Genomic DNA, 20,915 nt, shown 5'->3' with positions numbered 1-20,915 from the left:
GAGGGCCGATTTCCCTCCCCCGCCCAGCGGGGGAGGGTCAGGGAGGGGGCAATGCTCGGCAACGCGGAAACTCAGCTCACGGCTGATACGGCTTCACCACCAGCTCGCCCGCGATGATCTTGCGCTTGGCGTCCTCGACGGCCGTCTCCATCTCCGCCGTGACCAGCTTGCGGTTGTTCTCGTCGAGCGCGTAGCCGACGCCTTCCTCCTTCAGCCCGACGACGCGGTGCCCAGCCGTCCAGCTGCCGTCCCTGGCCGACTTCATGCAGTCGTAGACGGTCACGTCCACCCGCTTGACCATGGATGTCAGGATCTTGCCCGGGTGGATCCAGTTCTGGTTGCTGTCCACCCCGACGCCCAGCTTGCCGGCGTCCGCCGCGGCCTGGAGAACGCCCAGCCCGGTCGCCCCGGCCGCCGCGAAGACCACGTCGGCGCCGCGCCCGAACTGGCTCTTGGCCAGCTCCGCCCCGCGGGTTGGGTCGTTCCAGGCGGCGGGCGTGGTGCCGGTCATGTTGGTGAAGACCTCGCCGTCCGCCTTCACATGGCGAACGCCCTGCTCGTAGCCGGTCAGGAAGTTGCGGATCAGCGGGATGTCCATGCCCCCGATGAAGCCCACCTTGCCGCTCTGCGAGGCCAGCGCCGCCAGCATGCCGACGAGGAACGAGCCCTCATGCTCCTTGAAGGTCACCGATTGGACGTTGGGCAGGTCCAGCTTGTCGTCGATCAGGCAGAATTTCGTGTTGGGATACTCCCGCGACACCTTGTCCACGGCGGCGGACTGGGAGAAGCCGACCGCCGTGATGACGGTGGCGCCGCGCCGCGCCATGTTGCGCAGCGCCTGCTCGCGCTGGCTCTCGCTGGTGACCTCGAACTCGCGGTAGACGATCCCGGTCTCCTTCTTGAAGCGCTCCGCCCCGTTGTAGGCCGCCTCGTTGAAGGACTTGTCGAACTTGCCGCCCTGGTCGAACACCACCGCCGGCATGAATTCGTCCGCTGCCAGGGCGGGCCCCGCGGCGGGAACGGTCGCCGCCGTCAGCGACAGGGCCAGGATGGTCAGAATGCGCGTCATCGTCATCGTTCCGCTTCCCCGTTCCGGTGCGCCCGCTTGCCGGGGCGTGGCGGCCAGGATAGCCGCTCCTCCCGCCCGGTGACAGGGGGCACATGGCGGGAGGGATTTCCGCCGCAGGCAAAAGCCCTTTGCGGGACCTCCCCCCGCGACGCCGGTTGACGGAAGGGCGGTGGCCCGCTATCACGCCCGCCATTGCCCGGAGGAGGGGAATCCCATATTGGACGAGGTGATCGGCGTGCATGGTCTGGTGGTGCTGCTGCAGGGCATCGTCCTTGGAATCGCCATCGCCGCCCCCGTCGGTCCCATCGGTCTGCTGTGCATCCGGCGCACGCTGCAGCACGGGCCGCTGATGGGTTTCTTCACCGGCTTCGGCGCCGCCGTGGCCGACACCATCTACGGCGCCATCGCCGCCTTCGGCGTGTCCGCCGCCCTGGACTTCCTGCAGGGGCACGAGATCGCCTTCCAGCTCGTCGGCGGCATCTTCCTGATCGTGGTGGCCATCCGCACCTTCCGCCAGAAACCGGAGGACGAGGAGCGCGAGGCGGCCAGCGCCCCCGACACGCCGTCCTTCCTCGGCGGCTTCATGACGGGCCTGTCGCTGACCCTGACCAACCCGGCGACCATCATGGCCTTCATCGCCATCTTCGCCGGCTTCGGGCTGGGCGGCAATCTGGGGCGGGTGGACGCTTCCACGCTGGTGGCCGGCGTCTTCATCGGAGCGTCGCTGTGGTGGCTCGCCCTGTCGATGGGTGTTGCCGCGGTGCGCCACCGCATTTCCGACCGCGGGCTGACCCGGCTGAACCATTGCACGGGAGTGGCGCTGGCGGCCTTCGGCATTTGGGCGCTGGGCATGGCCTTCACCGGCATGGCCTCCTGGGCCATGGGTTGATCCTTACGGGCTGAACTCAGGGACTGAACGGGGCCCCGGCCACCGGCGGGTCGCCGCCGGGGGATTTTTGGGCGCGGCGTATGCCGTGGAAATGGCTGACCAGCCTGTACAGATAGAGCCCGACCAGAACCACCAGCAGACCCACGGTGAAATAGCCCACCAGGCTGTGCGCGAACGGCCAGCGGGAGAGCATGTAGCCCGTCCAGGCGAGCAGCAGCGTCCACAGGATCGACCCGGCCCCGGAATAGAGGCAGTAGAGCGGGATCGACATCCGGCAGGCCCCCGCCGGGATCGAGATCAGCGTCCGTACCCCGGGCACCGGCTGGGTCAGGAAGACGGCGATCCCGCCATGCTTTCCAAACCACTCCGTGCTTCGTCGGACCTTCCTGGGGTGGATCGTCAACCAGTGACCGTAGCGTTTTAGAAACGCCTCCAGCCGGTCGCGGCCCATCAGGCGGCTGGGCAGGAACCACACCAGTTGCCCGGCCAGCGAGCCCAACCCACCGGCCAAGGCAACGCCGAGCAGGTTGTACTCGCCCTGCGCCGCCGCGATGCCAGCCAATGGAATGACCGATTCCGCGGGAACGGGCGGGATAACCCGCGCCAGAACCAGCAGCAGGAAAATGCCCACGTAATTCATCGTGTGCATCACATCCACCAGCCAATTGGTCAGTCCGCCGGCCATATCTGCTCACCCAGATTTTAATCCCTCAAAAAAACAGCGCGGACGGCGGTCGGTTCCTGGCGGTTATCGCGGCGCAAAACCGCATGTCACATTCAGCTGACAAATGTTTAGATATAAAATAGGTAAGAGACGTACACACTTATGTGTGCAAACAAGCCCCTCCCCTCGAGTCCTGCCACGGCATACCCAGAGAGTCGGGGCTCCAAAAGAGAGTCCTCCCCATGCTCCTAGGCAACCTGAAAATATCCACAAAAATTTTGTCAATCATTGTTCTGCTGGCCACAATCTGTGGCGGCATCACCGCCACTTCCATTTCCGGTTTGGATGCCTTGAATCGCGCGACCGACGAGATCAAGGTGTCGGGTGAGGAGATGAGGATCGGCGCGCGCTTGAACCGCTTGGTGGTCGAGCTGATCCGCGACGAGTACCGGCTGGCCGCCAATCCCAACGACCTTGAACAGGTCACCTCCAGCATCGCCAAAACCCGCGACACCATCGTCACCCATCTCGGCAAGATCATCGAATCCGGCGATCCCGAGCAGAAGCGCCTGTTGGGCGAGTTCTCGACGTTGCTGACGTCCTATTACAACCGGGAACTTCAAGAGACGCTGACCGTGGCGCGCCGGATCGGGGCGAACGGAAACGTCAGCGTCCAACGCGAGATTCTCGCCTCGGTGGAGAAGAGCGCCGAGGTTGCGAATAAGCTTCAGCAGATGACTATGGCCTACACCGCCTACACGGACGAGGAGGCGTCCCGCCTGTCGGACGACGCCACCCAACTGGCGGAGCGGCGGACCACCCAGCTCATCGCCGCCGCGTCGGTCGGCATCCTGGCCGGCCTGCTGCTGGGCTGGCTGATGTCGCAGTTCGGCATTGTCCGGCCGGTCAACGCCATCGTCGCCTGCCTGCGCGGCCTCGCCGACGGCAAGCTCGACACCGAGGTCTACGGCACCGACCGCAAGGACGAGGTCGGCGCCATCGCCGCCACCGCCGACGTGTTCAAGCGCAACCTGCTGCACAGCCGCGCCATGGAGCGCGAGGCCAAGGAGGCCGAGGCCCGCTCCCAGGCGGAGAAGCGCGCCGCGATGCTCGCCCTGGCCGGCCGCTTCGAGTCGCAGGTCGGCGTCATCGTGAACGACGTCGGCGGCGCCGCCACCGAGCTGCAAGCCACCGCCGCCCAGCTCGCCTCCGCGGTCGAGGAGGTCGGCGCCCAGTGCAACGCCGTCGCCGGCGCCTCGGAGGAGGCCAGCGCCAACGTCCAGACCGTCGCCTCGGCGTCGGAGGAGATGTCCGCCTCCATCCATGAGCTGGCCGAACGCGTCACCCGCTCCGCCGCCCGCTCCAAGGCCGCCGCCGAGGGGGCCAATCAGGCCCAGGCCCAGCTCGACGCCCTGGCCGCTGCCATCGAACAGGTCGACCAGATCGTCGCCTCGATCAACGCCGTCGCCTCGCAAACCAACCTGCTGGCGCTGAACGCCACCATCGAGGCCGCCCGCGCCGGGGAGGCCGGCAAGGGTTTCGCCGTGGTGGCCAGCGAGGTGAAGAACCTTGCCAACCAGACCCACGCGATGACCGAGCAGATCGGCAACCAGATCGCCGCGGTGAAGAGCGCATCCGGGCGGACGGTGGAGGCCATGCGCGCCATCATCACCCAGGTCGAGGACATCGACCGCTCCACCGCGGAGATGGCCGCCTCGGTCGAGCAGCAGAGCGCGGCGACCGGCGAGATCAGCCGCAACGCCCAGCAGGCCGCCGGCGGCACCGCCGAGGTGTCGAGCAACGTCGCCGGCATCCAGCAGGCGGAGGCGGAGACCAGCGCCGCCACCCACAGCGTGAAGACCGCCGCCGACCAGCTGGCCGAGCGTGCCTCAAGCCTCAAGCATCAGGTGGACCAGTTCCTCGCCGAGGTCCGCGCGGCGTAAGCGGCCGCGCGGCTCCGAAGCCCCTAGCCCCGGGTGCCCCCCGGCGGCGGGGGCGGCGGAGCGCTCTCCGCCACGGCGGCGCGGCCCGGATCGCGCTTCTGGCATTCCAGCAGGATGTCGCGCGCGATCGGCGCCGCCGCGGTGGACCCGCCGCCGCCATGCTCCACGAACACCGCGCAGGCGTAGCGCGGGGAGCTGACCGGCGCGTAGGAGATGAACAGCGCGTGGTCGCGCTCCCGCCAGGGCAGGTCCTCGTTCTTCTTCACGCCGGTGCTGCGCTCCGCCATGGTGATGCGGCGGACCTGGGCGGAGCCGGTCTTGCCGGCCATCTCATAGCCGGGCTCGGTGATGCGCGACTTGTAGGCGGTGCCGTTCGGCGCGTTGGTCACCTCGTAGAGGCCGCGCAGGACGAGGTCGAGGTTCTCCTTCTTGACCCCGATCGGCGGCCAGCTCGTCTGCTCGCCGGACAGCGCCTTGATCTGCTTGGTCAGGTGGGGCTTCACCGCGAAACCGCCGTTGGCCAGCCGCGCCGTCATGGCGACGAGCTGCATCGGCGTGGACAGCACATAGCCCTGCCCGATCGCCGCGATCAGCGTCTCGCCCTGCGCCCAGGGCTTGCCGAGCGCGCCCTTCTTCCAGTCGATGGACGGGATCAGGCCCGGCCGCTCGTGCGGCAGGTCCAGCCCGGTCAGCTGCCCCATGTCGAAGCGGTTGGCCATCTCGGCGATGCGGTCGATGCCGATGCGCCGCGACACGTCGTAGAACCAGACGTCGCAGGAATGGCGCAGCGCGCCGACCACGTCCACCGTGCCGTGCCCGCCCTTCTTCCAGCAATGGAAGCGGTGGTCGCCGAGGTCCATGTGGCCCGGGCAGAAGACCGAGTGGTTGCGGCTGATCAAGCCGGACTCCAGCGCCGCCAGGGCCACCACCGGCTTGAAGGTCGAGCCCGGAGGGTACTGCCCGGCCACCGCCTTGTTGTTCAGCGGGGTTGCCTGGTTGGAGAGCAGCTCCTCCCACAGCTCGGCGCTGATGCCCATGGTGAACTGGTTGGGGTCGTAGCTGGGGTGGGAGCACAGGGCGTAGATGCCGCCGGTGTGCACGTCCATCACCACGCAGGAGGCGCTGACCTCCTGCGCCAGCCGCTGCTGCACGAACTTCTGCAGGCCGATGTCGATGGTCAGCTGGACCTCGCGGCCCGGCTGCCCCTCGTCGCGCGACAGCTCGCGGATGACGCGCCCGACCGCGTTGACCTCGAGCTGGCTGGTGCCCGCCGTGCCGCGCAGCGCCTTCTCGTGATACTTCTCCATCCCCGCCTTGCCGATGCGGAAGCCGGGCAGCGACAGAACGGGGTCGCCGTTCAGCTCCGCCTCCGACACGGCGCCGACATAGCCCAGGATGTGGGCGGTCGCCTCCGCCTCCGGGTAGTGGCGGATCTCGCCGACCTCGATGGCGACGCCGGGCAGGTCCGGCGTGTTCATCTCGATGGTGGCGACCTGCTCCCAGGTCAGGTTCTCGCGCACGGTGACCGGCACGAAGCGGCGTTTGCGGTGCAGCTCGCGCATGACGCGGCGGCGGTCGCCGTCGGTCAGCGGGACGATCTTCGAGATCTTGTCGAGCGTGTCCTGGATGTTGCGCGTGCGCTCCGACACCACGACGACGCGGTAATTCTGCTGGTTCACCGCCAGCGGCGCGCCGAACCGGTCGACGATGGTGCCGCGCGACGGGGCGACCAGGCGCAGGCTGATGCGGTTCTCCTCCGCCAGCATGGTGTAGCGCGCGGATTCCACCACCTGCAGGTAATAGAGCCGCCCGACCAGAGCGGACAGACCGGCAAGCTTCAGCCCACCCAGCACGGCGGCGCGGCGGGTCAGCAGGCGGTAGCGGTCGGTGTCGCGGTCCATCGCAGTCAAAGGCTCACATCCCCTGCCAGATCATCCTTGCCCTCACGCCCGCCGATCACCCCTGCAGAAACGCCCGATGGACGCGGATCAGCATCCAGGCGATCGCCGGGAAGAAGGCCATGGTCAGCAGCGCCTGGAACAGCGCCGGCCGGAACGGCAGCACCGTCGCCTGAAGCGCCGAAAAGGCCAGCCACTGGATGCAGGCCACGCCCATCATGACCAAGCCGAAGCCGAACCACATCAGGGCGAAGGTGCTGGACACCAGCACGCGCCGCTGGCTGGACACCGCCCAATGGACCAGCACCAGCACCAGAGCGTTCACCCCCAGCGGTCCGCCGGTCAGCAGGTCCTGCAGCAAACCGATCAGAAAGGCGGTGCCCGGCCCCATCAGATCGGGCCGGTGGATCGCCCAATAATAGACGGCGACGGCGGTCAGGAAAGGCGCCACCGACGCATAGCCGGGCAGCGGCACCGGGATCATCCCGGCCAGCGCCAGCATGACCGTCACCGCGAACGGAGCGAGATTCCGCCCCGTCTTGTCCAGCCGCTGCCACAGGGTCAGCGTCATTTCGACTCGGACGACGGTTCCGTCTCGCTTCCCGGCAGGGTGAACTCGACCAGCTGCAGGTGCTCCACCCGCGACAGGTCGACGTTCGGCTGCACACGGACGCCACGTTCACCGGCCGAGGACACCACGCCCACCGGCAGGCCCGGCGGGAACTGCCCGCCGTGACCGGAGGTCACCACCCGCTCGCCCACCTGCACCGGCGCTTCCGGCGGCAGGTAGAGAAGCCGGGTCTGGTCGGAATTGTCGCCCGCCATCACCGCCCGCTGGCGCGAGCGCTCCAGAACGACGGGGATGCGCGTGTTGATGTCGGTCAGCAGGAGGACGCGGGACGACCATTCCCCGACCTCGATCACCCGGCCGACCAGCCCGCTGCCGGCGATGGCCGCCTGCCCCTTGCGCACCCCGTCGCGGCGGCCGGCGGTGACCACCAGCGTGCGCAGGAAAGAGCTGCCCGGAGCGGCGATGACCCGCGCCGTGATGAAGGAGGAGGACGGCTCCGGCGTCGCCTTCAGCAGCGAGCGGAGGCTGATGTTCTCCGCCTCCAGCCGCAGCGCCGCCTGCTTCCACTGCAGCAGCCGCGCGTTCTCCGCCTTCAGCCGCTGGTTCTCCTCGAAGGCGTTCTGCACCTCGACCACCGACTCCACGACATGGGCGGCGGTGGCGGCGGGGCGCGAGATCGCGTCGAGGATCGGGGCGAAGGCGTCGGTCACCCGGGCGCGCGCGCTGTCCACCGACAGCGCGTCGATCCGGCCCACCATCATCAGGGCGATCGAGGCGAGCACCAGCAACAGGAAGGAGAAGCGCTGGGCGAGCGCCCGCAGCGGGGCGGCAAGGCGCACGACGGAACCGGAATTGCGAGGCTTCACAGGATCATCCCGTCCAGGTACGCGATCCGCCCCCGGCTACGCCGGCGAATGGACGAACCACCGGGGGAACCCAAGCGAGCAATACACCAATCAGTAGGCGCTGACCAAGACGTTTCGCAACGTCTTCATCTCTTCGAGCGCCCGCCCGGTGCCCAGCGCGACGCAGGACAGCGGGTCGTCGGCGATCGACACCGGCAGGCCGGTGGCGTGGCGCAGGACGAAGTCCAGGTTGCCCAGCAGGGCGCCGCCGCCGGTCAGCACGATGCCCTTGTCCACGATGTCCGCGGCCAGTTCCGGCGCCGTGTGCTCCAGCGCGACCTTCACCGCCTCGACGATGGCCGACACCGGCTCCGCCAGGGACTCGGCGATCTGCCGCTCGGAGATGATGAGTTCCTTGGGCACGCCGTTCATCAGGTCGCGGCCCTTGATCTCCAGGATGCGGCCTTCGCCGTCTTCCGGCGGGCAGGCCGAGCCGATTTCCTTCTTGATCCGCTCCGCCGAGCCTTCGCCGACCAGGAGGTTGTGGGTGCGGCGGATGTAGCCGATGATGGCCTCGTCCATCTTGTCGCCGCCCACGCGGACCGAGCGGGAATAGACGATGCCGCCCAGCGACAGCACGGCCACCTCGGTGGTGCCGCCGCCGATGTCGACGACCATGGAACCGGTCGGCTCCGTCACCGGAAGCCCGGCGCCGATCGCGGCGGCCATCGGCTCCTCGATCAGGAAGACGCGGCGGGCGCCGGCGGCCTCCGCCAATTCCTGGATCGCGCGGCGCTCCACGGCGGTGGAGCCCGACGGCACGCAGATGATGACCTGCGGGCTGGCGAAGCTGCGCCGGTTGTGCACCTTGCGGATGAAGTGCTTGATCATCTCCTCGGCGACTTCGAAGTCGGCGATGACGCCGTCGCGGAGGGGGCGGATGGCCTGGATGTTGCCGGGCGTGCGGCCCAGCATCATCTTCGCCTCGTCGCCGACGGCCAGCACCTGCTTCTTGCCGCGGACGTTGGCGATGGCCACGACCGAGGGTTCGTTCAGAACGATGCCGCGGCCCTTGACATAGACCAGGGTGTTGGCCGTCCCCAAATCGATCGCCATGTCGGCGGAAAGCACGCCGAGGAGTTTGGAAAGCATGGACCCGACTAACTCTTCAATGCGGTTGAGACGGCCTTGCCGGCGATGTGCCCGCTCCGGTGCGGAGGGCCACGCCCGCCAACGGTTCCATAGACGAATGCCCCTTCGCGCTCAAGCGGAGAGTGCAGACGGCACGCCTTGCCGAACCCTGTTTCCGGCGCCCGTGGGGCGGATGCCGGCGCCGGTCCGGCGCTCTGGTCGATGGGAGGCGGTCCTTGAGGCAAGGCCGGTCCCGGCGGAATGTCCAATCCCCGAAGTCCTGGCGGAACGCCGTCCTCCGGTGTTCGCCACACTGCCGCGTCAGGGTTAATTTTCCGTCAACAGAAGGCGGAAGCCTCCGGCATCCGGGCCACCGCCCCGCTCGCGCCGGGGGCTATCCTTAGGCTGATTCCCCACCCGCCGCAACGGCTTTGTGTCGGGTTTGAAACCGCTCCGGCGGCCTCAATGATGGTCGGATTTCGCAGCGGCCGCGGCCGTGCCGTGCGCTCCTCGATGACTCCCCTCCAGCCGGTCCATCAGGGCCAGCAGCACGCCGGACAGCACGAAGGTCATGTGGACGACGACCATCCACATCAGGTTCTCCTTGCTGATGTGGTCGATGTTCATGAAGGCCTTCAGCAGGTGGATGCCGGAGATCGCCACGATGGAGGCGATCAGCTTCAGCTTCAGCCCGCCGAAGTCGACCTTGCCCATCCAGTCCGGCCGGTCCTTGTGGTCGGCCACGTCGATCTTGGACACGAAGTTCTCGTATCCCGAAAAGATCACCATCAGCAGCAGGTTGCCGGCCAGCGACAGGTCGATCAGGGTCAGCACGGCCAGGAGGACGTCCTTCTCCTGCATCTCCAGCACGTGCGGGACGATGTGGAAGATCTCCTGGGTGAACTTCGCGAGCAGGAGCACCAGCGACACGACGAGCCCCAGATAGAAGGGGGCGAGCAGCCAGCGGCTGGCGAAGATGATCTGTTCGAAACGGCGTTCGATCATGACGGTTGGCGTCCGCGCTCGGTCAAAAGGGGTAGGAGGGCCGAACTCTTGCCATTCCGCACATGCGAAATCAACCGTCCCCATGCACCGCGCGCCGCATCCCCCGCAGCGACGGCGCTGGCCTGCCGGGCCGCGAACCGGTAAGGTTTCCGGCCGTCCGCCGCACCGATAAGGCCAGTCCCATGAAGCACCCCGCCCCGCACATCGTCACCGCGTTCGAAGACGCCATGAAGCGGCTGAAGGCCAGCATCGTGCAGATGGCGGGCGCCGCGGAAACCCAGCTGGACGGCGCGCTGACCTGCCTGACCCAGCGCAACCCGGAGCAGGCCCGCGCCATCGTCGAGTCCGACGCACGCCTCGACAGCTATGAGCACGAGATCGAGGCGAACTGCATGCGCATGCTGGTGCTGCGCCAGCCGGTGGCCGACGACCTGCGCGAGGTGATCGCCGCCCTGAAGATCGCCGGCAACCTGGAGCGCGTCGGCGACCACGCCGCCAACACCGCCCGCCGCGCCGTCTCCGTGGCCGAATTCCCCGAATCCCCGGCGATGAGCACCCTGCCCAACCTGGGCCGTCTGGTGCGCCAGCGCCTGACCACCGCGGTGGACGCCTATGTGGACGGCGACGTCGAACTGGCGTTGCGCGTCTGGCGCACCGACGACGAGGTCGACGCGCTCTACACCAGCCTGTGCGAGAGCATCAACCAGTCGGCCGGCCGCCTGCCGGAGATGTTCACCGCCCACATGCACCTGCTGTTCATCGCCAAAAGCCTGGAGCGCATCGGCGACCACGCCACCAACATCGCGGAGGTGGTGCATTTCGTGCAGACCGGCCGGCCGCTGCTCGACGAGCGTCCGCGGGCGGACCGGTCGCGGGGGGATGTGTGAGGGGAATCCTCCGGCTGCCCCCTCCCCGGCCCTCCCCCGCTTCGCGGTGGAGGGAGTTTGGTCCTCTCCCTCGCGAAGCGGGGGAGGGTTAGGGAGGGGGCACAGATCGTCCCAATCCTCCCTCCACAAACGAAAAAGCGCGCCTTACGGCGCGCTTTTCCATGTCCAGTCCAGGAACCGATCAGTTCTTGGACTTGTCGACCAGACGGCGCTCGGCGATCCACGGCATCATGGCGCGCAGCTTCTCGCCGACCTGCTCGATCGAATGCTCGGCGTTGCGGCGGCGGGTCGCCTTGAAGGACGGCTGGCCGGCTTTGCACTCCAGCATCCAGTCGCGGACGAAGCGGCCGGTCTGGATGTCCTCCAGAACGCGCTTCATCTCGGCCTTGGTCTCCGGGGTGATGATGCGCGGGCCGGTCTTGTAGTCGCCGTATTCGGCGGTGTTGGAGATCGAGTAGCGCATGTTGGCCATGCCGCCCTCATACATGAGGTCGACGATCAGCTTCACCTCGTGCAGGCACTCGAAATAGGCCATCTCCGGGGCGTAGCCGGCCTCGGTCAGCGTCTCGTAGCCGGCCTTGATCAGCTCGGTCAGGCCGCCGCAGAGCACGGCCTGCTCGCCGAACAGGTCGGTTTCGCACTCTTCCTTGAAGGTCGTCTCGATGATGCCGGCGCGGCCGCCGCCGATGGCCGAGGCGTAGGACAGGGCGATGTCCAGCCCGTTGCCCGAAGCGTTCTGGTGCACGGCCACGAGGCAGGGCACGCCGCCGCCGCGCTGGTACTCGCCGCGGACGGTGTGGCCGGGGCCCTTCGGCGCGATCATGAACACGTCGAGGTCGGCGCGCGGCTCGATCAGGTTGAAGTGCACGTTCAGGCCGTGCGCGAAGGCCAGAGCGGCGCCTTCCTTCAGGTTCTTGGCGAGGTCGTCGCGGTACAGGTCGGCCTGCAGCTCGTCCGGGGTGAGGATCATCACCACGTCGGCCCAGGCGGCGGCCTCGCCCGGAGCCATGACCGTGAAGCCGGCGGCCTCAGCCTTCTTGATGGTGGCCGAGCCGGGGCGGAGGGCGATGCGCACGTCCTTCACACCGCTGTCACGCAGGTTGTTGGCGTGGGCGTGGCCCTGGCTGCCGTAGCCGACGATGACGACCTTCTTCCCCTTGATCAGGTTCACGTCGGCATCACGATCATAATAGACGCGCATGGTGGTCTTCCTTGGATTTTTCGATCTGGTGGTGCGAGTTTTGCGCAGCGGAATTACTCCACCGGCGAAAGGGCCGCGTCAAGCAGAACACTGTTCGGTAGACGGATAAAGGACGGCGGGCTGGGTCGCTTCAAACTCATGGCCCGCCATCATCCTGGCCGTCATAAGGCCGGGATCAGAAGCCGGTGGCTCCCTTGGACATGGCGACGACGCCGGTCCGGCTGGCCTCGACGAGGCCGAGTTGGGCCATCAGCCCGACGAAATCGTCGACCTCCGCCGTCGTGCCGGTCAGTTCGAACACGAAGGAGGTCAGGGTGGCGTCCACCACCTTCGCCTTGAAGATGTCGGCCAGGCGCAGCGCCTCGATGCGGCGCTCGCCGGTGCCGGCGACCTTGACCAGCGCCAGTTCGCGCTCCACCGACGGACCCTCGTCCGTCAGGTCGTGCACCTTGTGCACCGGCACGAGGCGGTCGAGCTGGGCCTTGATCTGCTCCACCACCATGCGGGTGCCGGAGGTGACCAGGGTGATGCGCGACAGGTGGTCGGCGTTGTTCACCTCCGCCACCGTCAGGCTTTCGATGTTGTAGCCGCGGCCCGAGAACAGGCCGATGACGCGGGCCAGCACGCCCGGCTCGTTGTCCACCAGCACGGCGATGGTGTGCTTCTCGATCTTCTCTTCCACGATCCGTACTCCGCCAGAGGGCCTTCAACCGTTCGTCTTGGTCGCCGCGATCAGACCAGCACCATGCCGTCTTCCGGCGTGGCGTCGGACGGGCTGTCCTCCGGACCGAACAGGATTTCGTTGTGGGCCTTGCCGCCGGGGATCATCGGGAAGCAGTTCTCCTTCGGGTCCACGGCGATGTCGATGATGCAGGGGCGGTCGGTGACGGCCAACATCTTCTCGATGACCTCGTCCACCTCGGCCACCGTGGTCGCGCGCAGGCCGACGCAGCCCCAGCTTTCCGCCAGCTTCACGAAGTCGGGCAGCGCCTCGGAGTAGCTGTTGGAGTAGCGGGAGCCGTGCAGCAGCTCCTGCCACTGGCGCACCATGCCCATGTACTTGTTGTTCAGGATGAAGATCTTGACCGGGGCGCGGTACTGCACCGCCGTGCCGATCTCCTGCATGTTCATCAGGAAGGAGGCCTCGCCCGACACGTCCACGACGATGGCGTCGGGGTGGGCGAGCTGGGCGCCGATGGCCGCCGGCAGGCCATAGCCCATGGTGCCCAGGCCGCCGGAGGTCATCCAGCGGTTCGGCTCGTCGAAGGGCAGGAACTGGGCGGCCCACATCTGGTGCTGGCCGACCTCGGTCGTCACGTAATGGTTCTTGCCGCGCAGCGCCTCGCGCAGCCGCTCCAGCGCGTACTGCGGCTTGATGACCGCCTCGGTGCGGTTGTAGTTCAGGCAATTGCGGGCGCGCCAGCCCTCGATCTGGCCCCACCACTCCTTCATGGCGGTCTGGTCGGCGCGCTTCTGGCGGGCCTTCCAGATGCGCATCATGTCCTCCAGGACGGCGCCGGCGTCACCGACGATGGGGATGTCCACCGCGACGTTCTTGTTGATCGAGCTGGGGTCGATGTCGACGTGGATCTTCTTCGAGCCCGGCGCGAATTCCGACAGCTTGCCGGTCACGCGGTCGTCGAAGCGGGCGCCGATGTTGATCATGACGTCGCAGTTGTACATGGCGAGGTTCGCCTCGTACGTGCCGTGCATGCCCAGCATGCCCAGCCACTGCGGGTCCGACGCCGGGAAGGCGCCCAGCCCCATCAGGGTCGAGGTGATCGGGAAGCCGGTCAGCTTCACGAACTGGGTCAGCAGCTTGGCCGCGATCGGGCCGGCGTTCACCACGCCGCCGCCGGTGTAGAAGATCGGGCGCTTGGCGGTGGCGATCAGCTCGATGGCCTCCTCCACGCGGGCGATCTCGGGCTTCACCTGCGGGCGGTAGGTCTTGTGCTTGACCTCGGTCGGCGGGATGTAGGTGCCGTCGGCGAACTGCACGTCCTTCGGGATGTCGACCAGCACCGGGCCGGGGCGGCCGCTGCGCGCCACGTAGAAGGCCTCGTGCATCGTGCGGGCCAGCTGGTTGACGTCCTTCACCAGGTAATTGTGCTTGGTGCAGGGGCGCGTGATGCCGGTGGTGTCGGCCTCCTGGAAGGCGTCGTTGCCGATCAGGTGGGTCGGCACCTGCCCGGACAGGCAGACCAGCGGAATGCTGTCGCACAGCGCGTCGAGCAGGCCCGTCACGGCGTTGGTGGCGCCGGGGCCGGAGGTCACCAGCACGCAGCCCACTTTGCCGGTGGAGCGGGCGTAGCCTTCCGCGGCGTGCACGGCGGCCTGCTCATGCCGGACGAGGATGTGCTTGATGTCGTTCTGCTGGAAGATGGCGTCGTAGATCGGAAGTACCGCGCCGCCCGGATAACCGAAGATGATGTCTACGCCCTGATCCTTCAGGGCCTTGATGACGATCTGCGCGCCGGTCAGCTTCTGTTCGGGCATAGCTCACGACCTTCCAATGGGGGCCCCTCTTTTCACGGGCGGCCCTGTTCCTTCTCAAACCCCGGCGATGGCCTGCTGGGAAAACAAGGGGTTATCCCCAAAGGCGAAGGCCGGGACCGGCAAACTAGACAATCCGCCAGTCCTTGGTCAACCCATTTTGCGAATGATCGAAAAGATTTTTTGCCGCAGTTTTTCCAAATATTTCGCAAGCTGGAAAGACCGCCCTCCCCGCAAAGCTGCCCGGAAACACGAACGGCCTGCCCCGCGGGTGCGGAGGCAGGCCGTTGCGCGACGACGGGCGGAGGTTACGCCGCGACGGTCTGAAGCAGCCCGCAGAGGCGGCGGATGCCTTCGCGGATGCGCTCCGGATTGTTGTTGGAGAAGCTGAGGCGCAGCGTGTTCTTGCCCGAGCGGTCGGCGTGGAAGGCCGAACCGGGGACGAAGGCGACGTTGGCCTCCTTGATGGCGCGGGCCAGCAGGTCCACCCCGTCAGTGCCCTCCGGCAGCTCGATCCAGACGAACATGCCGCCTTCCGGCTTGGTCCAGGTCACCCCGGCCGGGGCGAACTCGTCCAGCGCGGTCAGCATGGCGTCGCGGCGCTCCTTGTAGCCGGCGCGCAGGCGGCGGATGTGGCTGTCGAAATTCTGCGACACCACGTCGTGCAGCACGATCTGGTTGATGGTGCTGGTGTGCAGGTCGCCGGCCTGCTTCATCAGGACCAGCCGGTTGATGACCTCGGCCGGGCCGTTGATCCAGCCCACGCGCAGCGCCGGCACCATCGTCTTGGAGAAGGAGCCGCAGAAGAGCACGTTGGTGATCTTGCCGCCGTTGCGGGCGGCGTCCAGCGCGACGAGGGACGGGATCGGCTCGCCCTCGTAGCGCAGCTCGGTGTAGGCGGCGTCCTCGACGATCGGCACGCCGTGCTCGGCGCAGAGGTCGAGCAGCGCCTCGCGGCGGGCCAGCGAGATCGTCGTGCCGTTGGGGTTCTGGAAGTCGGGGACGAGGTAGAAGAACTTCGGCTTCTGCTCCAGCGCCGCCTCAACCGCGGCGAGGTCCGGCCCCTCGGCGTCGCCGGGAACCGAAAGATACTGCGGCTCGTAGGGCGAGAAGGCCTGGAGCGCGCCGAGATAGGTCGGGCGGGTCACCAGGATCTTTTCGCCCGGCCCGATCAGCAGCTTGCCGACGAACTCCAGCGCCTGCTGCGAGCCGCTGGTCACCAGCACCTCGTCCAGCCCGGCCTGGATGCCGCGGCGGCCCAGATAGGCGCAGATCCACTCGCGCAGCGGCGTGAAGCCCTCGCTGATGGTGTACTGAAGCGCGCCGCCGGCCCCGCTGTTGGACTGGAAGATCTTCTCATAGGCGCGGGCGATGGCCGCGGTCGGGAAGAAATCGGGGTCCGGGATGCCTCCGGCGAAGGAGATGATTTCCGGCCGTTCGAGCAGCTTCAGCAGCTCCCGGATTTCCGAAGCTCCCATACCGGCGACGCGACCGGCAAACACGTTTCCCCAATCGACCGTCACTTTCAATCCTCCTGAGGGTCAACGACGCAACGTCGTTTCAAGATAGGTCAGTATTGCTTCACTAAGTGGTCTTGTGTAGAGCGAATTGATCGTATGGCAGCCATGCAGCGCGGAGGCCGGGGGCCGCGCCGCGAGCTGGTGGCGGAACCATGTGACCTGCCGCTTCGCGTAGCGGCGCGTCGATTGCTGAGCCAGCGCAATGGCTTCGTCGAGGGTCAGCGCGCCGCGCAGATGGTCGCGCAGTTCCGGCACGCCCAGCGCCTTCATCGCCGGCAGGTCCGCATCGAGGCCGAGCGCGTCGAGCCGCCGCACCTCCTCCAGCGCCCCCTGCCCCATCATCACGCGGAAGCGGCGGTCGCAGTTGGCGTAGAGCGCGTCGCGCGGCGGGTCGATCACCAGCACGGAGAAGGCCAGCCCCTCCGGCGCGCCTTCGGCGCGCTGGGTCTGCCAGTGGGACAGCGGATGGCCGGTGGCTTCCAGCACTTCCCAGGCGCGGGTCAGGCGGGTGGTGTCGCCGGGGTTCAGCTTGGCCGAGGCCGGGTCGCGGCTCACCAGCTCCGCACGGAACGCCTCGCCCCCCAGCTTTTGGAGCCGGGCGTGGGCGGCCTTGCGGACCTCGTCCGGGACGGCGGGAACGGCGCTCAAGCCCTCCATCAGCGTGCGCAGGTAGAGGCCGGTGCCACCGACGACGATGGGCAGCCGCCCGGCGGCGTGAGCGGCGGCGATCTCGGCCAGCGCCATGTCGCGCCAGCGCGCGGCGGACCCGCGCGCCGCCGCGGAAAGCACGCCGTAGAGGCGGTGCGGGGCCTGCGCCAGATCCTCCGCCCCCGGACGGGCGGTCAGCACGTCCAGCTCGGCGTAAAGCTGCATGCTGTCGGCGTTGATGACCGTGCCGTTGCGCGCCAGGGCGATGTCGAGCGCCATGCCCGACTTGCCCGAGGCTGTCGGGCCGCCGATCACCACCACATGCCGGTGCTGCACATCCCGGTTCCGCGGGCTGTCCTCTGCCATGTCGCCTTGCCTGACGTTCCTCCGGCTACAGCGTATGGCAGGGGAAGGCTCGGCTTGGCAAGGGCGACCGGTGCGGCGACCGGTGCGGGCCCTCAGCGAACCGTGATCGTCCCAGTCATGCCGAAGCTGCTGTGCAGCGGTTCGTGGCAGGCCAGGTCGTAGGTTCCGGCCTCGACCGGAACGAACTCCACCACGTCGGTCTGGCCGGCGGGAATCTCCAGATTCACCAGGGCCGGCGTCTCCACGGCGCCTTGCGCGGTGGTGACCCGGCGCACCGCGATGGCCTTGAAGAAGCCTTCGGAGGTGAAGGTGTGCGCGACGTTGCCACGGTTCTCCAGCGTCAGGCGGTACGGGGTTCCCCGCTCGAAGGCCAGACGGTCGGGCTGGAACCGGAACTCGTCCAACTGAACCGTCACGGGGCGGGCCTGCGCCCAATCCACCGCGGAGACGCGCGCCGCCACGTCGCCGACATAGCCGGGCGGAGGTCGCTGCGCCAGATCGGTCCCGGCGCCGCATCCGGCCAGGATCAGGGTGAAAGCGAGAATGGATGGAGTAAGAAGGGTGGCAGGCCGCTGGATCATGGACGAACCCTCCCGCGATTTCAGCGGAAACGCGGCGGGAAGCTTCCGGGTCCCCGGCGCGGAATGTCTACGACGCTTGGCGGAGTGGGTTGGCGCAAACTCCCGGCTGTGCTAGGGAGCGCGCGCGCCCTTCCCCACGGCTCTTCCAGGATCGCCCCGCCATGAGCGCTGTCGTTACGCTGATCGCCGCCGCCTCCGCCGTTCTCGACGAGCAGGCCGTGCAGGCCGCCCGCGCGTCCCTGACCGCGCTGGGAGCCGACACCGCCAAGCCGGACTGGCTGGCGCCGGACCGCGCCTGCGACATCGCCGAGGAAGGGCTGGTGCCCGAGCAGGCCGAAGCCGCCGTCCGCCGCGCGCTGGACGGCCTTGCCATCGACGTGATCGCCCAGAAGCCGGGCAACCGGAAGAAGCGCCTGCTGGTCGCCGACATGGAATCGACGATCATCGAGCAGGAGATGCTGGACGAGTTGGGCGATTACGTCGGGCTGAAGGACCACATCGCCGCGATCACCGCCCGCGCCATGAATGGTGAGATCGACTTCAAGGGCGCGGTGCGCGAGCGGGTCGCCCTGCTCAAGGGCCTGAACGAGAGCGTCATCGACGAGGTGTGGCAGCGCGCCACCCTGATGCCGGGCGCCAAGACTTTGGTTTCCACCATGCGCGCCAACGGGGCGACCTGCGTGCTGGTCTCCGGCGGCTTCCGCTGCTTCACGGAGCGGGTTCGCCAGTGGGTCGGCTTCGACGATGACCGCGGCAACTTGCTGGAGGTGGTCGACGGCGTCATGACCGGCGCGGTGGTCGAGCCGATCCTCGACAAGGACAGCAAGCTGGAGTCCCTGCTCGCCTACGCCGGGGAGCGCCACGTCCCGACCGTCGAGACGATGGCCGTCGGCGATGGCGCGAACGACCTGCCGATGCTGCTGGCCGCCGGGCTGGGCGTCGCCTTCCATGCCAAGCCGACGGTGGCCGCCCAGGCCCGCGCCCGCGTGGACCATGGCGACCTCACCGCCCTGCTGTTCGCCCAGGGCTACCGGATCGGCGAGTTCGTGGAGGGCTGATCGCCCACCAACGCACTTCACAAAGCGAAAGGGCACCGGCGATCTCCCGCCGGTGCCCTTTTCGTTTGGGGACAGCCCCCGGATCAGCCCTGGCTGAGCGGGATGGCGACGAAGCGCAGGTCGCCGTGACGGTCCACCAGCAGCAGGATGGACTTCTTGCCCTGCTCCTTGGCCTTCTGGATCTTGGACGTCACGTCCTCCGGCTTGCGGACCTCCTCCTGTCCGACCTCGATGATGACGTCGCCGGCGCGGATGCCCTTCTCCGACGCGGTGGAATTGCCGGCCACCTCGGTCACCACGACGCCCTTCAATTCGGGCTTGATCTCGAACTGCTGACGCAGCTCGGGCGTGATGTTGGTCAGCTTCAGGCCCAGCGTCTCGGTGGGCTTCTGGGCCGGGGCCTGCTGCGGCTGGCGGCGCTGCTCCTCCGGATTGGCGGCGAGCAGGCCCGATTCCTCGGCGGCCTCAAGCTCGCCCACCTTCACCTGGAGCTGCTGCGACTTGCCCTTGCGCCACACCTCGACCGGGACGGCCTTGTCGATCGGCGTTTCGGCAACGACGCGCGGCAGGCGGCGCATCTCGTTAATTTCCTTGCCGTCGAACTTGGTCACCACGTCGCCCGCCTGGATGCCGGCCTTGGCCGCCGGACCGTTCGGGGTGATGGAGGCGACCAGCGCGCCCTTGTGGCCCTGCAGGCCCAGGCTCTCGGCGATCTCCGGGGTCACGCCCTGGATGCGCACGCCCAGCCAGCCGCGGCGGGTCTTGCCGTACTCACGGAGCTGCGCGACCACCTGCTTGGCGAGGTTGGACGGGATGGCGAAGCCGATGCCGACCGAACCGCCCGACGGCGAGAAGATCGCCGTGTTGATGCCGATGACCTCGCCGTTCAGGTTGAACATCGGGCCGCCGGAGTTGCCGCGGTTGATCGAGGCGTCGGTCTGCAGGAAGTCGTCGTAGGGGCCGGCGTTGATGTCGCGCTGGCGGGCCGAGATGATGCCGGCGGTGACCGAGCCGCCCAGGCCGAACGGGTTGCCGATGGCCAGCACCCAGTCGCCCACGCGCATGGCGTCCGAATCGCCGAAAGGAACGGCGACCAGCGGGTGGTTGGTGGTGATCTTCAGCAGGGCGACGTCGGTCTTCGGGTCCTTGCCGATCAGCTCCGCCTTGATGTTGGTGTCGTCCTGCAGGATGACGGTGATCTCGTCGGCGTCCTGGATGACGTGGTTGTTGGTGACCACGTAGCCGTTCTTGGCGTCGATGATGAAGCCGGAGCCGAGCGAGGTCGACTTGCGCGGCTGCTGCGGCTGGTCCTGCTGCTGACGGTCGAAGAAGTCGCGGAAGAACTCCTCGAACGGCGAGCCCGGAGGGAACTGCGGCATCTCGGGACGGGCGCCCTGCTGGCGCTGCGGCACCGCCTGGCTGGTGGAGATGTTGACCACGGCGGGCAGCAGCTTTTCCGACAGGTCGGCGAAGCTGGTCGGCGCCGGGCGCGACTGGGCCATGGCGGGGGTGCCGACGGCGGCGGACAGCCCCAACAGGAGAGCGGCGATCAGCGGCACGATGCGCAGCCGGCGGCCGGATTCGGCGCGGTGGATGGGGTGGTTCGGGTTCAACTCAGCTCTCCCTGCCGGACATCCGGCACCTTCTTGTTCCAATCGGCCATCTGTTCCAATCGGCCCGCGGCGTCCTGCGACTCGCGGCCCGAGGGGGCGCTTCACCGATCCGTGTGCCGGATGTAATCCCCGCGCGTCATCGCTTCAAGCAAAGGCGCACGGAGCCCATCCGCCACGGAGGACGCGCGAGTATAGAAGTCGGAGTATGGCCGGAAAATGGCGGCGGGGTCCAGCGACGCGCGCGCGGCAAAAGGGTGTCAGGCGCCGCGCAGAAGCCAGACGAATCCGACGCCTGCCATCGCCGTCACCAGCCCGACGGTGCGCAGCCGGTTCTCCGGCATCGTCAGCGCTTCGACGATCAGACGCCGCATCGCGGACGGGAACAGCGCGTAGAGCACGCCCTCGATCACCAGGACCAGGGCCAGCGCGGTGAGAAAATCCGTCATCGGTCGAGCGGCATTTCCGAGAAGGAAGACTGGGCGGGAAGACAAAATCGGGGTGGGAGAACGGGAGCCCCCACCCCACCCCCTCCC

General features: G+C 67.9%; 19 protein-coding genes. 4 read left to right on the top strand and 15 right to left on the bottom strand.

Annotation, left to right across the window (positions count from 1 at the left end; genetic code table 11):
• Positions 1-76: 76 nt before the first annotated feature.
• A complete protein-coding gene (locus tag ACWPN5_RS05640; protein WP_145684553.1) occupies positions 77-1,075 on the bottom strand; it encodes a BMP family lipoprotein in 999 nt (332 codons plus the stop codon).
• A 163-nt stretch (positions 1,076-1,238) separates the two neighbouring features.
• Between ACWPN5_RS05640 and ACWPN5_RS05635 the strand changes: the two genes are divergently transcribed.
• Entirely contained in the window at positions 1,239-1,958 is a 720-nt protein-coding gene (locus ACWPN5_RS05635; RefSeq protein ID WP_492294721.1) for a LysE family translocator, read from the top strand.
• A 16-nt stretch (positions 1,959-1,974) separates the two neighbouring features.
• Here ACWPN5_RS05635 and ACWPN5_RS05630 read toward each other — a convergent pair whose 3' ends face one another.
• Entirely contained in the window at positions 1,975-2,607 is a 633-nt protein-coding gene (locus ACWPN5_RS05630; protein ID WP_492294719.1) for a DedA family protein, read from the bottom strand.
• 365 nt (positions 2,608-2,972) lie between these two features.
• On the opposite strand from ACWPN5_RS05630, the gene ACWPN5_RS05625 reads away from it, so the two are divergent.
• Positions 2,973-4,565 carry a methyl-accepting chemotaxis protein gene (locus ACWPN5_RS05625; RefSeq protein ID WP_492294717.1) on the top strand — a complete coding sequence of 531 codons (1,593 nt, stop codon included), beginning with the start codon at positions 2,973-2,975 and terminating at the stop codon, positions 4,563-4,565.
• Positions 4,566-4,588: 23 nt separating this feature from the next.
• Here the strand turns inward: ACWPN5_RS05625 and mrdA are convergent, their stop codons facing one another.
• From mrdA to ACWPN5_RS05600, 5 genes are all read right to left on the bottom strand, one after another.
• Positions 4,589-6,466 (bottom strand): penicillin-binding protein 2, encoded by a 1,878-nt coding sequence (gene mrdA, locus ACWPN5_RS05620; protein ID WP_137114267.1) that lies wholly within the window; start codon positions 6,464-6,466, stop codon positions 4,589-4,591.
• 55 nt (positions 6,467-6,521) lie between these two features.
• Positions 6,522-7,034 carry a rod shape-determining protein MreD gene (gene mreD, locus ACWPN5_RS05615; RefSeq protein WP_014240002.1) on the bottom strand — a complete coding sequence of 171 codons (513 nt, stop codon included), beginning with the start codon at positions 7,032-7,034 and terminating at the stop codon, positions 6,522-6,524.
• A complete protein-coding gene (gene mreC / locus ACWPN5_RS05610; RefSeq protein WP_145678326.1) occupies positions 7,031-7,900 on the bottom strand; it encodes a rod shape-determining protein MreC in 870 nt (289 codons plus the stop codon). The genes mreD and mreC overlap by 4 nt, the downstream gene beginning before the upstream one ends.
• 90 nt (positions 7,901-7,990) lie before the next feature.
• Positions 7,991-9,031: a rod shape-determining protein gene (locus ACWPN5_RS05605; protein ID WP_492294714.1), complete on the bottom strand. Its 1,041-nt coding sequence runs from the start codon at positions 9,029-9,031 to the stop codon at positions 7,991-7,993.
• 441 nt (positions 9,032-9,472) lie between these two features.
• Positions 9,473-10,015, bottom strand: a complete 543-nt coding sequence (locus ACWPN5_RS05600) for a TIGR00645 family protein (RefSeq protein WP_492294712.1) — start codon at positions 10,013-10,015, stop codon at positions 9,473-9,475.
• A 182-nt stretch (positions 10,016-10,197) separates the two neighbouring features.
• Here ACWPN5_RS05600 and phoU point away from each other — a divergent pair, with 182 nt between their 5' ends.
• Entirely contained in the window at positions 10,198-10,902 is a 705-nt protein-coding gene (gene phoU / locus ACWPN5_RS05595) for a phosphate signaling complex protein PhoU (RefSeq protein WP_492294710.1), read from the top strand.
• Between the two features lie 181 nt (positions 10,903-11,083).
• Here the strand turns inward: phoU and ilvC are convergent, their stop codons facing one another.
• The 6 genes from ilvC to ACWPN5_RS05565 all read right to left on the bottom strand — a co-directional run bounded on the left by ilvC (position 11,084) and on the right by ACWPN5_RS05565 (position 17,711).
• Positions 11,084-12,103, bottom strand: coding sequence for a ketol-acid reductoisomerase (gene ilvC, locus ACWPN5_RS05590; RefSeq protein ID WP_014239996.1), 1,020 nt, complete (start codon positions 12,101-12,103; stop codon positions 11,084-11,086).
• A gap of 175 nt (positions 12,104-12,278) precedes the next feature.
• The gene (gene ilvN, locus ACWPN5_RS05585) at positions 12,279-12,785 is read right to left on the bottom strand and encodes an acetolactate synthase small subunit (protein WP_014239995.1); all 507 of its coding nucleotides are present in this window, start codon (positions 12,783-12,785) and stop codon (positions 12,279-12,281) included.
• Between the two features lie 50 nt (positions 12,786-12,835).
• Positions 12,836-14,599, bottom strand: coding sequence for an acetolactate synthase 3 large subunit (locus ACWPN5_RS05580; protein WP_145678329.1), 1,764 nt, complete (start codon positions 14,597-14,599; stop codon positions 12,836-12,838).
• A 305-nt stretch (positions 14,600-14,904) separates the two neighbouring features.
• Positions 14,905-16,119, bottom strand: a complete 1,215-nt coding sequence (locus ACWPN5_RS05575; protein WP_492294707.1) for an aminotransferase-like domain-containing protein — start codon at positions 16,117-16,119, stop codon at positions 14,905-14,907.
• An 18-nt stretch (positions 16,120-16,137) separates the two neighbouring features.
• Positions 16,138-17,130 carry a tRNA (adenosine(37)-N6)-dimethylallyltransferase MiaA gene (gene miaA, locus ACWPN5_RS05570; protein ID WP_492294705.1) on the bottom strand — a complete coding sequence of 331 codons (993 nt, stop codon included), beginning with the start codon at positions 17,128-17,130 and terminating at the stop codon, positions 16,138-16,140.
• Between the two features lie 92 nt (positions 17,131-17,222).
• Positions 17,223-17,711 carry a cupredoxin domain-containing protein gene (locus ACWPN5_RS05565; RefSeq protein ID WP_492294703.1) on the bottom strand — a complete coding sequence of 163 codons (489 nt, stop codon included), beginning with the start codon at positions 17,709-17,711 and terminating at the stop codon, positions 17,223-17,225.
• 161 nt (positions 17,712-17,872) lie between these two features.
• Here ACWPN5_RS05565 and serB point away from each other — a divergent pair, with 161 nt between their 5' ends.
• Positions 17,873-18,769, top strand: coding sequence for a phosphoserine phosphatase SerB (gene serB, locus ACWPN5_RS05560; protein ID WP_492294701.1), 897 nt, complete (start codon positions 17,873-17,875; stop codon positions 18,767-18,769).
• A gap of 83 nt (positions 18,770-18,852) precedes the next feature.
• Here serB and ACWPN5_RS05555 read toward each other — a convergent pair whose 3' ends face one another.
• Entirely contained in the window at positions 18,853-20,382 is a 1,530-nt protein-coding gene (locus ACWPN5_RS05555; RefSeq protein ID WP_492294699.1) for a DegQ family serine endoprotease, read from the bottom strand.
• 257 nt (positions 20,383-20,639) lie between these two features.
• Positions 20,640-20,828 (bottom strand): DUF2065 domain-containing protein, encoded by a 189-nt coding sequence (locus tag ACWPN5_RS05550; protein ID WP_014239988.1) that lies wholly within the window; start codon positions 20,826-20,828, stop codon positions 20,640-20,642.
• Positions 20,829-20,915: the final 87 nt, after the last annotated feature.

This window comes from Azospirillum sp. UENF 211521, assembly GCF_058780535.1.
The sequence above is the reverse complement of the archived record's forward strand: the minus strand, read 5'-3'. Positions and strand labels throughout refer to the sequence as shown.

Excerpts from the sequence above, each read along its gene's own strand:
- ACWPN5_RS05640 (WP_145684553.1), bottom strand. The coding sequence starts at position 1,075 with ATGACGATGACGCGCATTCTGACCATCCTGGCCCTGTCGCTGACGGCG.
- ACWPN5_RS05630 (WP_492294719.1), bottom strand. The coding sequence starts at position 2,607 with ATGCACACGATGAATTACGTGGGCATTTTCCTGCTGCTGGTTCTGGCG.
- mrdA (WP_137114267.1), bottom strand. The coding sequence starts at position 6,466 with ATGGACCGCGACACCGACCGCTACCGCCTGCTGACCCGCCGCGCCGCC.
- mreD (WP_014240002.1), bottom strand. The coding sequence starts at position 7,034 with ATGACGCTGACCCTGTGGCAGCGGCTGGACAAGACGGGGCGGAATCTC.
- ACWPN5_RS05605 (WP_492294714.1), bottom strand. The coding sequence starts at position 9,031 with ATGCTTTCCAAACTCCTCGGCGTGCTTTCCGCCGACATGGCGATCGAT.
- ACWPN5_RS05600 (WP_492294712.1), bottom strand. The coding sequence starts at position 10,015 with ATGATCGAACGCCGTTTCGAACAGATCATCTTCGCCAGCCGCTGGCTG.
- phoU (WP_492294710.1), top strand. The coding sequence starts at position 10,198 with ATGAAGCACCCCGCCCCGCACATCGTCACCGCGTTCGAAGACGCCATG.
- ilvC (WP_014239996.1), bottom strand. The coding sequence starts at position 12,103 with ATGCGCGTCTATTATGATCGTGATGCCGACGTGAACCTGATCAAGGGG.
- ACWPN5_RS05580 (WP_145678329.1), bottom strand. The coding sequence starts at position 14,599 with ATGCCCGAACAGAAGCTGACCGGCGCGCAGATCGTCATCAAGGCCCTG.
- miaA (WP_492294705.1), bottom strand. The coding sequence starts at position 17,130 with ATGGCAGAGGACAGCCCGCGGAACCGGGATGTGCAGCACCGGCATGTG.
- ACWPN5_RS05565 (WP_492294703.1), bottom strand. The coding sequence starts at position 17,711 with ATGATCCAGCGGCCTGCCACCCTTCTTACTCCATCCATTCTCGCTTTC.
- serB (WP_492294701.1), top strand. The coding sequence starts at position 17,873 with ATGAGCGCTGTCGTTACGCTGATCGCCGCCGCCTCCGCCGTTCTCGAC.
- ACWPN5_RS05550 (WP_014239988.1), bottom strand. The coding sequence starts at position 20,828 with ATGACGGATTTTCTCACCGCGCTGGCCCTGGTCCTGGTGATCGAGGGC.